Genomic DNA, 12773 nt, shown 5'->3' on the forward strand with positions numbered 1-12773 from the left:
GGTGCTCAAATTCACGAGACAGGTTAAGAGGCCGGACAACATGCGTGGATTTTGGCGTCCTGAGATCGACGCAGCGTCGGACGGCGCCCGTTCTGGCCTGGTGCGACGAAGCAAAGGCGTGTCAAATGTCTTTCGCCTCAATTATTCCTAGGCGAACCTTCGCTAAACCAGAATTAAACGCCTCCGGGACGTATCTCCACAAGCGTGCGTCAGCATTAAGCGTGGGCTTTCGGGTCAAAAACCCTTCCCGCATGACGGCGACAAGGTCGTCAGTGTGGCTTTCAAGGTTGTCCAGTATGGCGTACTTGTTCATCAAAGGAACAAAGTTTCTGCCCCTGTAAGTCAGGCCGTTGAAGGCGAGAAAGTACATTTCTCCCCAGGACATTTGCGAACGCGCAATCGCGACGTAATGCCACTTCTCGGCATCGGTTATTTCCGAATTATCGACCCAGTCGAGAAGGCGATAAAGAGTCCGAAAAATTGCGCCCAGATCGTGGTGATGGGTGCGATAAATTCGCTCGTACTCTAAGAGCGCACGATTAAAGCGCTCGACTAGCAGTTGGTCGTTATCGGAAAGGTAGCTATCGAGAGCTGCTTCGTATGTCACGAAGGGCACCGTGTCTTCGCTATAGCTGTGCGTCTTTGCGTCTGTAATATGTGCTGCGCTCTTGGCACGAAAGGACCTTGCTAAATCTACCAGTCGCTGGGAACCACTTTTTTCGGAACTGCGTTCTCCAGACAGATTATTAATCATGGCTCGATAGCTACCGTGCCACGAAAAGAACGTCTGCTCGAAACTTTGGCGAACGATCGCGCGATGTTGGTCAGCTAATGCCTTGGTGGACTGTTTGGTTTCGGCTAACTGTTGATCGAAGTCTTGTCGGGCTAGGATAAGCTCGTCCGTCTGTAAACGGATTGCGTGTTCTTGGGCGAGTAGCGTCCTGACAAGAAGCACAATGGTGACCGTCCCTACAACAGGGTTAAGCAGCCCACCCAAAAAATCTCCAAACTGGCCCCAGCTGTCGGCCCCCCCTGGTGGGGCGTCAACGTAGAACTTGAAATAACCAACGTACGCAGCAACGAGGACGAACGCAACGCCTACCGGCACCCATACGAGGGAGAGACGAGGTTGCGCAGGGTCAATTTTGGGAGTGATCATTGATTGACGGACTCGAAAAGGAAATATTTCGTAACTTCGGAATATAGACAATATGGCGCTGACAGACAAACAGCGCCGCTTCGTGGATGAGTACCTCGTTGACCTCAACGCCACGCAAGCGGCGATAAGGGCGGGGTACAGCCAGAGGACTGCTGGCCAGATTGGCGAGCAGAACTTGAAAAAACTTGAAATCGCCGCAGCGATTCAGAACGCCCAGGCAGATCGGGCCAAGCGCACAGAGGTCACGCAGGACGAGGTCATCAAGGACCTACGCGAGCTTCGTGACATCTGCATGGGCCGCAAGCCAATCCGGATCACCGAGGTAATCAAGAACGCTCAGGCCGGTACAGCCGAGTCGGTAGAGGTCGACGTAAACGCTTTCGAGCCGACCGCCGCGAACAAAGCCCTGGAGCTGCTGGGCAAGCACATCGGCATGTTCAAGGAAAAGCTCGAGCACTCGGGCCCTGACGGCGGACCGATCCCCACCATGCCCACGACGATCCAATTGGTTGCCCCAGGTGACGACGGCTGAAATCCAACTCCCTCCTAAGCTGATCCCGGTGTTCTCCGGGCCAGCGCGGTACAGGGGGGCAAGGGGTGGTCGCGGTAGTGCAAAGACTCGCAGCTTCGCGCTGATGACGGCGGTGCGGGCGTACATGTTCGCCCAGGCCGGCGTCTCTGGCGTGATCCTGTGCGGCCGGGAGTACATGAACAGCCTGGAAGACTCCTCGATGGAGGAGGTCAAGCAGGCGATCCGTTCTGTGCCTTGGCTCGATGCCTATTTCGATATCGGCGAGAAGTTCATTCGGACGCGCAACCGTCGCGTCTCCTACACCTTCACGGGCCTGCGCCACAACCTGGACAGCATCAAGTCCAAGGCGCGGGTGCTGATCGCATGGATCGACGAGGCGGAGAACGTCAGCGAGATCGCGTACCAGAAGCTGCTGCCGACGGTCCGCGAGAACGATTCCGAGGTCTGGCTGACCTGGAACCCAGAGCTGGATGGAAGCCCGACGGACCTGCGTTTCGTCAAGGGCCCCCCGCCGAACTCCAAGCTCATCGAGCTGAACTACACGGACAACCCGTGGTTCCCCGATGTGCTGGAGCAGGAGCGCCGCAACGACCGGGAGCGCCTGGATGATCAGACGTATGCCTGGATCTGGGACGGCGCCTACCGTGAGAACAGCGAGGCGCAGATCCTGGCGGGCAAGTACCGCGTTGCCGAGTTCGACCCGGCGGCTGGCTGGGATGGCCCGTATTTCGGTCTGGACTGGGGCTTCAGCCAAGACCCGACGGCGGGCGTCAAGCTTTGGGTGCATGACCACCGGCTGTGGGTGGAGTACGAGGCCGGCAAGATTGGACTCGAGAACGACGACATCGCGGACTTCATGATCGCGCGCCTGCCTGGCATTGAGCAGCACGTGACCCGTGCGGACTCGGCTAGGCCGGAGACGATCAGCCACGTCAAGAGCAAAGGCAGGGACGGCCAGCGCGCCAGCCTTCCGCGGCTGCAAGGCGTGGAGAAGTGGAAGGGCAGCGTGGAAGACGGCATTGCCCACCTGCGCTCGTACAAGGAAATCGTCATCCATCCGCGCTGCGTGCAGACCCTGCGCGAGGCGAGGCTGTACAGCTACAAGGTGGACCGCCTGACGGGCGATGTACTGACGGACATTGTCGACGCCAACAACCATTACATGGACGCGACGCGGTATGCGTTGCAGCCCATGATCAAGCGCAAGCGCGGATTCTTCGGATGAAATACCTTCGCAACCTGTTCCGACGGAGCCAAGAGCCCGCGCCGGCCTCCAAGCGGCGCGGCCTGTTCTCCACGCATCCACTGGGCGACAAGGTCCAGGCGCGTTTCGAGATGCCGACGTTCGAGCAGCCCCAGGGCGCGCCGACCGTCGCGTCGGACAACGGCTACATCGGCGAGCGCCCGACGCCCAAGACGGCCAGCTTCACGCCTGTCAACGAGGCGCAGCTCGGCTTCTATGCTGCAGGCAGCACCTTCATCGGCTACCAGGCCTGCGCGATGCTGGCGACGAACTGGCTGATCGACAAGGCGTGCAACATGCCCGCGCGCGACGCGGTCCGCAATGGCTATCTGCTGACGTGCGGCTCGGACGCCATCTCGGCCCGCCTGATGGCTGGCGACAAGAAGTACGCGGTCAAGCGCCACCTGCGCGAGCTGGTGCACTTCGGGCGCGTGTACGGTGGGCGGATCGTGCTGTTCGACGTCGAGGCGGCCAACCCCGAGGAGTATTACAAGGCGCCGTTCAATCTGGACGGGGTGCAGGCCGGCACATACCGCGGCATGTCCCAGATCGATCCGAACTGGGTGACGCCGGTGCTGACCGAGGACAACCTGAACGACCCGGCCAGCCAGAGTTACTACGAGCCGACATTCTGGAAGATCAAGGACCGGGTCTATCACAAGTCCCATCTCCGGATCTTCGTGCCGTATCCGGTGCCGGACTACCTGAAGCCGCACTACCGCTATCTGGGCGTGAGCGTGCCTCAGCGGATGATGGAGCGAGCCTACGCGGCCGAGCGCAGCGCGAACGAAGGTCCTCAGCTGCTGATGACCAAGCGGCTGACGTCGCTGAACGTGGGCGACGCGGCCCTAACCAACCGCGAGGAACTGGAAAGGAACCTTGCTGAGTGGGTCGCGTACCGCGACAACTACGGCGTGCGAGTCGGCGGCGCAGAAGAGACGATCCAGCAGTTCGACACTGCGCTGGGCGACGTGGACACGGGCATCATGACCCAGTACCAGTTGTCCGCTTCCGTGGCGAACGTGCCGGCGACCAAGCTGCTGGGCACGCAGCCCAAGGGCTTCAACGCCACAGGGGATTACGAGCAGTCGGTGTACAGGGAAGACCTGGAGAGCATCCAGTCCAACGACATGACGCCGCTGCTGGAGACGCACTACCGGCTGCTGGCGAAGTCCGAAGGGATCGTGCTGCCGGGCGAGATCGCCATCCAGTGGATGCCGGTGGACAGCCCGACCGCCAAGGAATGGGCCGAAATCGACAAGATCAAGGCCGACCGGGACGCCGCGCTGTTCAACTCCGGCGCAATCGATGCGGAGGACATCCGCAACCGCCTGCGTGAAGACCGCGAGGGCGATTACCACAACCTTGAAGACGCCGAGTTCGTAGATGCCGAAGAAAATGGTCACGAAGCGGCGCCAGGCGTGGGGGCAGCAGCAGCAGGCAACCCAGTTCAAGGGCTCGGCGCTGGCGTACCCGGTCGCCGTTGAGGGCCGGTACCGAGCCAGCATGGAGTCTCTGATTGACGGCATGCTGGCCGAGTACGACGCCGCGCTACGCCGGCTGTACCGCGGCAACCCGGAGATCACGCAGGACGAGAGCGTGACCACTCAGGCGCGGCGCATCCTGGCAGAGCTGGGGCGGAAGTGGAGCAAGGCCTTTGCCGAGAAGGCGGGCCCGCTTGCGAACCGCACGATCGGGCAGGTGGATCGGTTTTCCAAGCAGAACCTAGGCGCATCGCTGCGGGACATGTCCGGCGGCCTGACCATTAAGACGTTCCAGATGCCGGCCGGTCTGTACGACAAGGTCCTGGCCAGCACAGCGGAGAACGTCGGGCTGATTAAGAGCATCCCGGCGCAGTTTCAGGAGCGGATCCAGGGCATCGTCATGCGGTCGATCCAGTCGGGCGGCCAGGGAAGCGGGCAGATCTTCGACGAGATCAAGAATCTCAACCAGGTCACCCGCAACCGGGCCAAGCTGATCGCGGTCGACCAGACGCGCAAGATCACGTCCGCTATGAACGAAGAGCGGATGAAGGCCGCCGGCGTCAAGCAGTTCGAGTGGATTCACAGCGGAGGCGGCGCCGAACCGCGATCTCTCCACGTCCAGTACGACGGGCAGACGTTCAGCATGGACAACCCGCCCATCATCGACAAGCGGACCGGGCAGCGCGGATTCCCCGGCGAGCTGATCAACTGCCGGTGCCGCATGCGCCCGGTCATCGACTTTACCGAGTACCTCGATGAGCAAGCGACAAACTGACGTCAATGGCTACCTGCTGGTGCGCGACAACCCGATCACGAAAGTCGGCGTGTTCCCGTATCTGGGTCGGGAGATTGGCGCGCCGGACCCCGACCGGATTTACATGGTGTACCGGCCGCAGGAAGAGCTGGAAAAGCCCGAGACCATCGCCTCGGCCAACCTTGTGCCCTGGATCGACGAACACGAGTTCCTGGGCAAGGACGGGACGCCAGCCGAAAAGAAGGGTGTGCAGGGCACCACCGGCGAAACCGCGCGCTTCGAATACCCGTACCTGCGCAACAGCATCCGGGCCTACTCGGATTTCATGAAGAACCTGATCGACCGCGGCAAGGTGGAGCTGTCGCCCAGCTACCGCTGTCGATACGAATTCAGCGAAGGCGTGTTCGATGGCATGCAGTACGACGCCATCCAGCGCGACATTCGATTCAATCATCTGGCATCCGTGAAAGAGGGCAGGACGGGGCCGGACGTGGCTGTACAGGACTGCCTCACCATCACATACGACTCAGCGGAGTTCATCAATATGGAAATCACCCCCGAAATGGAACAAGCATTGCGGGCGTTGATCGAGAAAATCTTGGCGGAACAAGCTGCCGCTGTCTCGGACAACGACCCCAAGAAGGAGGCTGTCACGGACGCGGAAGTGCCGAATCCGGCCGCCGTGACGCCGGCCGAGAAGGACGCCGTCGAGGAGACCGCCGCGTCGGCCGAGCAGGCAACCAGCGCCGTCGAGACGGCCACTGCCGCGATCGAAGAAGTCACGGCGGCCCTCGAGGAAGTCGAGGCTGCTGCCGAGGCTGTGAAGGCAGCCCCCACGGCCGACAGCCGGAAGGCCCTGGACGCCGCCTTGGCCAAGCTTGGCGCCGCCAATAACAAGATCGCCGCGCGCGCCGCGGACTCGCAGGTCATGGGCATGATCGGCACGCTGCGCACCGAGATCAAGGCCAATGACGCCGCCGCGGTGATCAAGCAGATCGCCGACCGCGACGCGCTGGTCAAGCGCGTGACGCCGTTCATCGGCGCCTTCGACAGCGCGCTGCTGGTGTCGGCAGATCACGTCGCCAAGTACGCCGTCAAGAAGCTGGGCCTGAAGGCGCAGGACGGCGCCGAGCTCGCGGTGCTGCAAGGCTACCTGCAGGCCGCCAAGTCCGACGCCGAAAAGATCGTCGGCGATTCCAAAACGGTGCGTGCCGAAGACACGGCCGCCAAGCTCTGGAGCGAAAAACAATGATCCCGAACACCGCACGCAACTATCTTCTGTCCGGCATCCCCGGCAACATCAGCCACGACGGCCCGACCCGCGCCATCTCGGCGGTGCTGGATTCGCCCGACGAGACGAACAACGTTTTCGGCCGAGCCTTTACCTATGTGACCGGCCAGCCGTCAGGCCCCGGGACGTACGAGCGAGTGCAGGCAGGCGGCGAAGGCGTCTTCGCTGGAATCATGATCAACCCCAAGGCCTACGCCATCGAGGTCGATTATGCGCGTAACGGAACGGTCGGCGAATTCGCGACGATGACTGTCGCCTTTGTCCAATTGGGCAACGACGGGAACATCGGTGATGCCGTCTCCTACGACCCCGATACCGGCATCATTTCTGCCGGCACGGCCGGGACGGTCATCCCCGGCGCGCATATCGCCCGTCATGAACCCAGCGCCGAAACGCCGCGCCTCGCGGTGATCGAGCTGAACGGCCTGGTCACGCTGACCACCCCCGCCGCGCCTGGCGCCTGATCGGAAAGGAACCAAAAATCATGGCAAAAACTCAATCCAAGGTGCACATGCACATGAGCGGCCGCTTGGCCCTCGCGCGCGGCGCCGTCAAGCTGGGCAGCGATGCCAAGATCGGCTTCGAAGACCTGGAGAACCTGGGCGTTGGCCTGCGCGCGATGGACTCGGCCCTGACCGGCCCGGCCGTCACGAACGGCGCGATGCTCTCGCACATGCTCCAGACCTGGCTGCCCGGCACGCTGCGCGTCGTGACCCAGGTGCGCAACATCGACGAGATCGCCGGCATCACCACGGTTGGCCGCTGGGAGGACGAGCTGATCAGCGTGCGCGTCGCCGAGCCCGCCGCCAAGGCCGAACTGTACGGCGACTCGACCAATATCCCGCTCGCCGACTACCGCCAGTCCGTTGAATCGCGCGGCATCGTGCGCTTCGAGCAGGGCTTCCAGGTGGGCAAGCTGGAAGACGCCCGCCAAGCGGCCATCGGCTACCAGGCGGCGGACGAAAAACGCCGCGCCGCGACCGAGTCGCTGGACATCAGCCGCAACCAGGTTGGCTTCTACGGCTTCAACCAGCCCGACACGAACGTGTACGGCCTGCTGAACGACCCCAGCCTGCCGGCCTTCGTCTCGGCGGGCACGCCCTGGCTGACCGCGAACTTCGACCAGCTGGTCGCCGAATTCACCGGCATGTACAACCAGCTCGAGACCCAGATGGGCGGCGAGCTCAAGGACACGACCCGCCTGGTGCTGGTCCTGCCCACCGGCTACCGCTCGATCTTCAGCGTGTACAGCCCCGCCGCCTCTGGCATGACGTTCCGCCAATGGCTGAGCGAGAACTTCCCGAACCTGCGCGTGGTGACGACGGCCGAGTTCAAGGACGCCAATGGCGGCCTGGACGTGGCCTACCTGTTCGTCGAGAACGCCGCGGACCAGGACGAGTCGGACATCACCGGCGCCAGCCTGATCCAGGCCGTGCCTGTGCGCTACCAGGTCCTGGGCAGCGAGAACCGCATCAAGGGCTACATCGAAGACGCCATCAACGCCACGGCGGGCATCTTCGTGCTGCGTCCCTGGGCGTTCGCGCGCCGGACCATCAGCGCGTCCTGATCGGCGCGCACTGAACAGAGGGCCGGGGAAACCCGGCCTTTGTCATTTCTGGAGTCGAAATGTCTCGAATCTATATCTACAGCACGCTCAGCAACGACCAGCGCTACCAGCTCAAGAACGGCGCGTCGGTCCTGGTCACGGGCAAGGCCAACGTGGCCAACAAGCAACTGGTGACGCCCAAGGGCATGGTCACCGCCGTTTCGGAGGACGAGTTCAACCTGTTGCAGGAGAACATCGTGTTCAAGGCGCATTCGAAGAACGGCTTCGTGTCGGCCACCCACGACAAGCATGACGCGGAAACCTTCGCTGCGCGCAACCTGGCGCCCGCGGACAAGGCGGCCCAAGACACACCCGAATCGGCGCGTCGTCGCAACTCCGGCGGCGCCAAGGTCAAAGACGCCGAGGCCTGACATGGACTTCCCGCTGGCGAAGTTCCGGATCCTGTTCCCCATGTTCAACGCCGTGCCGGATGACGTGGTGCTGGCCGTGGCGGAATGGGCGCAGTGCTACACCAGCGGGCGCGGTTGTCAGTGCAACGGGCAGCTGTGGATGCTCATCACGGCCCACCTGCTGCAGCTGCGGCTGAACGCCGAGTCGGGTAATGGCGGCGCGCCCGGCGCCCTGGCCTCGGCCACCATCGACAAGGTGAGCGTGTCCTTTCAGGCGCCGCCCGCGACCGATTCCTGGTCGCACTGGCTGAATCTGACGCCCTACGGCCAGCAGTTCCTGGCTCTGTCCAAGAGCTGCGCGGCTGGCGGGGTGTATGTGGGCGGCCTGCCCGAGCGCGCGGCGTTTCGCAACGTGGGCGGCCTGTCCATCCGCGGGGGAAGGTTCTGATGAAGGTGGTGCGCAAGGGCGGCACGCAGAAGCTGAAGGCGACGTTGAAAGACGTCGGCGGCAAGCAGATCCGGGTCGGCTTCTTCCCTGAGGCCAAGTACCCGGACGGCACGCCGGTCGCGTACGTGGCAGCCATCCAGGAATACGGCTATCCGCAGGGAAACATCCCGGCCCGGCCGTTTATGCGCCCTACGGCGGAGCAGAAGAAGGCCGAGTGGGGCCGGCAGATCGCCGGGGCGGTGCGCGGCGCCATCGACGGTAGGGTCGACATCGGACAGGCCTTCGAGGCGCTGGGCGCGCGGTCGGCTGGCGACATTGCCCGGACGATTTCCCGAGTGACCACGCCGCCCCTGAAGAAGACGACGCTGGAAGCTCGCCAGGCCAGGAAGAAAACGCCGGGAGTGTCCAAGAAGCCCCTGGTCGACACCGGCCAGATGATCCAGTCCGTCAGCCACGTCGTGGAGGATAAATCGTGATTCCAGGAATCAATGTGCTTGGCATCGCGGCCGGCGTGATCGCGCAACAGGCGCCGGTCTGGCTCAAGTTCAAGGGGCGCACGGAGAACGCGCGCGGGCAGTGGGTCAACGAGTACGAGCCGCCGCAGACGATCCAGGGTTCCTGGCAGCCGGTCGGCGAGTCGACGATCCGCGACCTGGGGCTGGACACCGCCAAGCGCTATTTCAACCTCTACACGTCCCACCCGGTGGAGAACGTGCAACGGGGCGCGGCGCCGGACCAGCTGATCTACGGCGGGCGCCGGCATGACGTTGTGGGCGGAGCCGACTGGTACACCCAGGACGGCTGGCGCGGCATCCTTTGCGTCGATGTGGGGCCAGCATGAAGCAGAAGCAGCTTGAGGCCACGGTACGCGGCGCGCTGCTGGCGTTGCTGACCGAGCAGGGAATTGACCTCCCTGTGCTGGCGGCCTTCCAGCCGGCCAAGCAGGGCCGCGTTGACGATGGCATCTACTTCTTCCCAATCGGCCGCGGTAAGCGGGGCTGGCAGTCGCGGAAGTACCGCGATGACGGTGCCGCACTCACGGCGACGGAATCCCAGATCAACGAGTCGATGTACCAGTTTCAAGCGTTCGTCGACGACGATCTGAACGCGCCGGAGCAGCCGCTTGCCTCGGACGTCCTGTCCGTTGTCCGCGGGGTTCTGCAGTCCATGAAATTCACGCAGGCCATGACGGCGGCCGGCATCGGCGTGCAGCGCGCGACAGACATCGTGACGCCTTCGTTCGTGAACGAACGCGACAACTTCGACTTCAACCCGAACTTCACCGTCATCTTCACCCACAACCGCAACATCACCCAGGCCACGGCACACATCCAACAGGTTGCGCCGGGCATCCATCGCATTTGAGGAAAAAGACATGTCCATCAAGATGACTCGCTACGTCCGGATCATCAGTGCGGTGATCGGCGCCAATGCCGTCGCCCAGCAGCAACTGACCGGCCGGCGCTTCACCACTGACCCGCGCGTGCCCGTCGGCCAGATCGTCTCGGTGCGCCCGGGCGGCGCCGACGACTACTTCGGCGCGGACTCGCCCGAGGCGGCGTTCGCCCGCCAGTACTTCTCGTACGTCAGCCCGGCTCCGGCCTCGCAGGCGCCCGAGCTCCAGTTTGCTGCCTATCCCGACGTCGCCCGCCCGGGCCGCGTCTACGGCTACCGGATCTCAGCGAGCCTGGCGGACTTCCAAGCCGTCAGCGCTGGCGCGATGAACATCAAGGTTGGCGAATTTGCCTACGCGCTCACCGGCGTGAATCTGTCGGCCGCCACCAGTCTGACGAACGTCGCCCAGCTTGTGACCACTGCGATCGCCACTGCGGCCACCGCCCAGACCGGCACCGCCGCGACCGTCACCTATGACGCCATCGCCGGTGCCTTCACGGTCGAGTCCGCCGCGACGGGCCCGGGCGCAATCGTGGTGTCGCCGGCCACCGGCAGCGATATCGGCGCGATGCTGGCGCTGCAGGGTGCCCAGGCCATCAGTTCCCCGGGCTCGGCCGCCATGACGCCTCTGGAGGCCTTCCGCGCGTCGGAGAACGTGACCGACTCGTTCGGATCTGCCTCCTTCAGCGTTGCCGTGGACCTGGAAGATGCGATTCCGCTGGCCGAGTACGTCTCGGGCGAGAACGTGAAGTACCAGATGTACTGGCCGGTGGACTCGGTGACGGCCGATGCCTGGAACGCGGCGATGATCGGCACCGCTTCCAACGGTCTGATCCTTAACGCCACGGCCGGCGAGTACAAGGAAGCCCTGCCGATGGCGGTGATGGCGGCCACGGACTACGACCGTACCAATGCCACCATCAACTACATGTTCCGTCAGTCTGGTGTGACGCTCACGTCCGACGTGACCGACGACCAGATGGCCGACTTCTACGACGCGCGCCGGGTCAACTACTACGGTCAGACGGCCAGCGCCGGCCAGAAGATCTCGTTCTTCCAACGCGGCTACCTGATGGGCGGCGCGACGGCGCCCCTGGACATGTCGGTGCACGCCAACGAGCAATGGCTCAAGGCGTACATGACGGCCCAGCTGATGAGCCTGCTGCTCACCACGAACAAGATCCCGGCCAACAACGACGGCCGCGGCATGGTCATGGCGATCATTCAGGGCGGCGTCAACAAGGCACTGAACAACGGCACGATCCTGATCGGCAAGACCCTGACCGAGCTGCAGAAGGTGGCGGTTACCCAGCTGACCAACGATCCGCTGGCCTGGCACGACGTGCAGGACAACGGCTACTGGTTCAACGTCAGCATCGAACAGGAGACGGGCGAATCGGGCGTGACCGAGTTCACGGCCAAGTACACGCTGGTCTATTCGAAGGGCGACATGGTCCGCAAGGTCGACGGCTCGCACAACCTGGTCTGACCGGGCAAGACAACACTTTGGGCGGCCTGCGGGCCGTCTTTCTTTTGAGGATCAGACATGTACGATATTTCCGCTATCGGGGTTGCGCTGCGCTGCGTGGCCAGCGAGTCCTTCCCGTCCGGCTTCACGATCACCGAGTTCGCCGATGACGCGGATCCTTTTGACATCCCCGCGATCGATATCGCCACTCCGGCCATGACGGTCAACGGCGACCTGGTCGTGTTCAGCGCGCCGACGCCCATCACCATCACCTTGAACGTGATCCCGGGAAGCGAGGCAGACAACAATCTCGCGGTGATCTTCGAGGCGAACCGTGCCGCGAAGAACAAGCGTCACGCGCGCGATGAGATCACGCTGGTGGGCACCTATCCGGACGGCGCCAGCCTGACGCTCAGCGAAGGCAAGATGACCAACGGCATGCCCGGTAACTCGCCGGCGTCGGCCGGCCGCATCAAGTCGAAGTCCTACACCTTCGCCTTCCAGAACCTCTCCCGCACCCGCGCGTAAGGGCCCGCCATGGCAGACCTGATCAAACCCCGCGTCGTCATGGTCAAGAACCGTGATGGCGTGGAAAAGGCATTCACCATTTCCCGCCTGCCGGCCACGGTGGCGCGGGAGGTGATCGCCAAGTACCCGTTGTCGAACATTCCCAAGCTGGGCGACTACCAAACCTCGGAAGAGGTCATGAAAAAGCTCATGAGCTATGTGGCGGTGGACTTGGACGGGCGCGAGCAACGGTTGACCACCGCGGCGCTGATCGACAACCACGTCGACGATGGGATCCAGCTCATGAAGCTGGAGATCGAGATGATCGAGGAGAACACCGGTTTTTTCGGACTCGGCGGGCAGCGCGGTTTCCTCGACTGCCTGCTGGAAAAGTGTCTCCACTCGATTATGCCAATGCTGACCCCTTTATTGGGTCAATTGTCAGCTCAGGACTCGCCCGACTCGTCGAGCTCAAAACCGTAATTGACCTGGAAGAGGCGATGGACCTTTGGGAAATCGCCACTACCAACAAGGTC

Annotated in this window: 16 protein-coding genes; 15 read left to right on the forward strand and 1 reads right to left on the reverse strand. The window is 63.0% G+C overall.

Annotated features, from left to right (window positions below; genetic code table 11):
* Positions 1–121: 121 nt before the first annotated feature.
* A complete protein-coding gene (locus B3098_RS21725; protein ID WP_286898872.1) occupies positions 122–1159 on the reverse strand; it encodes a putative phage abortive infection protein in 1038 nt (345 codons plus the stop codon).
* A 52-nt stretch (positions 1160–1211) separates the two neighbouring features.
* Here B3098_RS21725 and B3098_RS21730 point away from each other — a divergent pair, with 52 nt between their 5' ends.
* The 15 genes from B3098_RS21730 to B3098_RS21800 are packed head-to-tail and all read left to right on the forward strand — an operon-like array spanning position 1212 to position 12720.
* The gene (locus tag B3098_RS21730) at positions 1212–1691 is read left to right on the forward strand and encodes a terminase small subunit (protein ID WP_286898873.1); all 480 of its coding nucleotides are present in this window, start codon (positions 1212–1214) and stop codon (positions 1689–1691) included.
* Between the two features lie 28 nt (positions 1692–1719).
* Positions 1720–2916, forward strand: coding sequence for a PBSX family phage terminase large subunit (locus B3098_RS21735; RefSeq protein WP_286899281.1), 1197 nt, complete (start codon positions 1720–1722; stop codon positions 2914–2916).
* Positions 2913–4421, forward strand: coding sequence for a DUF1073 domain-containing protein (locus B3098_RS21740; protein ID WP_286898874.1), 1509 nt, complete (start codon positions 2913–2915; stop codon positions 4419–4421). Before B3098_RS21735 ends, B3098_RS21740 begins: the two co-directional genes overlap by 4 nt.
* 19 nt (positions 4422–4440) lie before the next feature.
* Positions 4441–5193 (forward strand): minor capsid protein, encoded by a 753-nt coding sequence (locus B3098_RS21745; protein ID WP_286898875.1) that lies wholly within the window; start codon positions 4441–4443, stop codon positions 5191–5193.
* Positions 5174–6424, forward strand: coding sequence for a DUF2213 domain-containing protein (locus B3098_RS21750; RefSeq protein ID WP_286898876.1), 1251 nt, complete (start codon positions 5174–5176; stop codon positions 6422–6424). The genes B3098_RS21745 and B3098_RS21750 overlap by 20 nt, the downstream gene beginning before the upstream one ends.
* Positions 6421–6927, forward strand: coding sequence for a structural cement protein Gp24 (locus tag B3098_RS21755; RefSeq protein ID WP_286898878.1), 507 nt, complete (start codon positions 6421–6423; stop codon positions 6925–6927). The genes B3098_RS21750 and B3098_RS21755 overlap by 4 nt, the downstream gene beginning before the upstream one ends.
* A gap of 20 nt (positions 6928–6947) precedes the next feature.
* Positions 6948–8030, forward strand: coding sequence for a major capsid family protein (locus B3098_RS21760; RefSeq protein WP_286898880.1), 1083 nt, complete (start codon positions 6948–6950; stop codon positions 8028–8030).
* A gap of 59 nt (positions 8031–8089) precedes the next feature.
* On the forward strand, positions 8090–8440 hold the full coding sequence (locus B3098_RS21765; RefSeq protein ID WP_286898882.1) for a hypothetical protein: 351 nt from the start codon (positions 8090–8092) through the stop codon (positions 8438–8440).
* A 1-nt stretch (position 8441) separates the two neighbouring features.
* The gene (locus tag B3098_RS21770) at positions 8442–8867 is read left to right on the forward strand and encodes a DUF4054 domain-containing protein (RefSeq protein ID WP_286898883.1); all 426 of its coding nucleotides are present in this window, start codon (positions 8442–8444) and stop codon (positions 8865–8867) included.
* On the forward strand, positions 8867–9343 hold the full coding sequence (locus B3098_RS21775) for a hypothetical protein (protein ID WP_286898884.1): 477 nt from the start codon (positions 8867–8869) through the stop codon (positions 9341–9343). The genes B3098_RS21770 and B3098_RS21775 overlap by 1 nt, the downstream gene beginning before the upstream one ends.
* The gene (locus B3098_RS21780; RefSeq protein WP_286898885.1) at positions 9340–9708 is read left to right on the forward strand and encodes a phage collar protein; all 369 of its coding nucleotides are present in this window, start codon (positions 9340–9342) and stop codon (positions 9706–9708) included. The genes B3098_RS21775 and B3098_RS21780 overlap by 4 nt, the downstream gene beginning before the upstream one ends.
* The gene (locus tag B3098_RS21785) at positions 9705–10232 is read left to right on the forward strand and encodes a phage gateway protein (protein WP_286898887.1); all 528 of its coding nucleotides are present in this window, start codon (positions 9705–9707) and stop codon (positions 10230–10232) included. The genes B3098_RS21780 and B3098_RS21785 overlap by 4 nt, the downstream gene beginning before the upstream one ends.
* A 10-nt stretch (positions 10233–10242) precedes the next feature.
* On the forward strand, positions 10243–11751 hold the full coding sequence (locus B3098_RS21790) for a DUF3383 domain-containing protein (protein ID WP_286898888.1): 1509 nt from the start codon (positions 10243–10245) through the stop codon (positions 11749–11751).
* A gap of 57 nt (positions 11752–11808) precedes the next feature.
* On the forward strand, positions 11809–12258 hold the full coding sequence (locus B3098_RS21795; protein WP_286898889.1) for a phage tail fiber protein: 450 nt from the start codon (positions 11809–11811) through the stop codon (positions 12256–12258).
* A gap of 9 nt (positions 12259–12267) precedes the next feature.
* Entirely contained in the window at positions 12268–12720 is a 453-nt protein-coding gene (locus tag B3098_RS21800; protein WP_286898891.1) for a hypothetical protein, read from the forward strand.
* Positions 12721–12773 lie beyond the last annotated feature (53 nt).

Origin of the sequence: Achromobacter sp. UBA2119, from assembly GCF_002331005.1 — a bacterium.
Classification (GTDB): Bacteria; Pseudomonadota; Gammaproteobacteria; order Burkholderiales; family Burkholderiaceae_B; genus Achromobacter; species Achromobacter animicus.

Excerpts from the sequence above, each read along its gene's own strand:
- B3098_RS21725 (WP_286898872.1), bottom strand. The coding sequence starts at position 1,159 with ATGATCACTCCCAAAATTGACCCTGCGCAACCTCGTCTCTCCCTCGTA.
- B3098_RS21730 (WP_286898873.1), top strand. The coding sequence starts at position 1,212 with ATGGCGCTGACAGACAAACAGCGCCGCTTCGTGGATGAGTACCTCGTT.
- B3098_RS21740 (WP_286898874.1), top strand. The coding sequence starts at position 2,913 with ATGAAATACCTTCGCAACCTGTTCCGACGGAGCCAAGAGCCCGCGCCG.
- B3098_RS21745 (WP_286898875.1), top strand. The coding sequence starts at position 4,441 with ATGGAGTCTCTGATTGACGGCATGCTGGCCGAGTACGACGCCGCGCTA.
- B3098_RS21750 (WP_286898876.1), top strand. The coding sequence starts at position 5,174 with ATGAGCAAGCGACAAACTGACGTCAATGGCTACCTGCTGGTGCGCGAC.
- B3098_RS21755 (WP_286898878.1), top strand. The coding sequence starts at position 6,421 with ATGATCCCGAACACCGCACGCAACTATCTTCTGTCCGGCATCCCCGGC.
- B3098_RS21760 (WP_286898880.1), top strand. The coding sequence starts at position 6,948 with ATGGCAAAAACTCAATCCAAGGTGCACATGCACATGAGCGGCCGCTTG.
- B3098_RS21765 (WP_286898882.1), top strand. The coding sequence starts at position 8,090 with ATGTCTCGAATCTATATCTACAGCACGCTCAGCAACGACCAGCGCTAC.
- B3098_RS21770 (WP_286898883.1), top strand. The coding sequence starts at position 8,442 with ATGGACTTCCCGCTGGCGAAGTTCCGGATCCTGTTCCCCATGTTCAAC.
- B3098_RS21775 (WP_286898884.1), top strand. The coding sequence starts at position 8,867 with ATGAAGGTGGTGCGCAAGGGCGGCACGCAGAAGCTGAAGGCGACGTTG.
- B3098_RS21785 (WP_286898887.1), top strand. The coding sequence starts at position 9,705 with ATGAAGCAGAAGCAGCTTGAGGCCACGGTACGCGGCGCGCTGCTGGCG.
- B3098_RS21790 (WP_286898888.1), top strand. The coding sequence starts at position 10,243 with ATGTCCATCAAGATGACTCGCTACGTCCGGATCATCAGTGCGGTGATC.
- B3098_RS21795 (WP_286898889.1), top strand. The coding sequence starts at position 11,809 with ATGTACGATATTTCCGCTATCGGGGTTGCGCTGCGCTGCGTGGCCAGC.
- B3098_RS21800 (WP_286898891.1), top strand. The coding sequence starts at position 12,268 with ATGGCAGACCTGATCAAACCCCGCGTCGTCATGGTCAAGAACCGTGAT.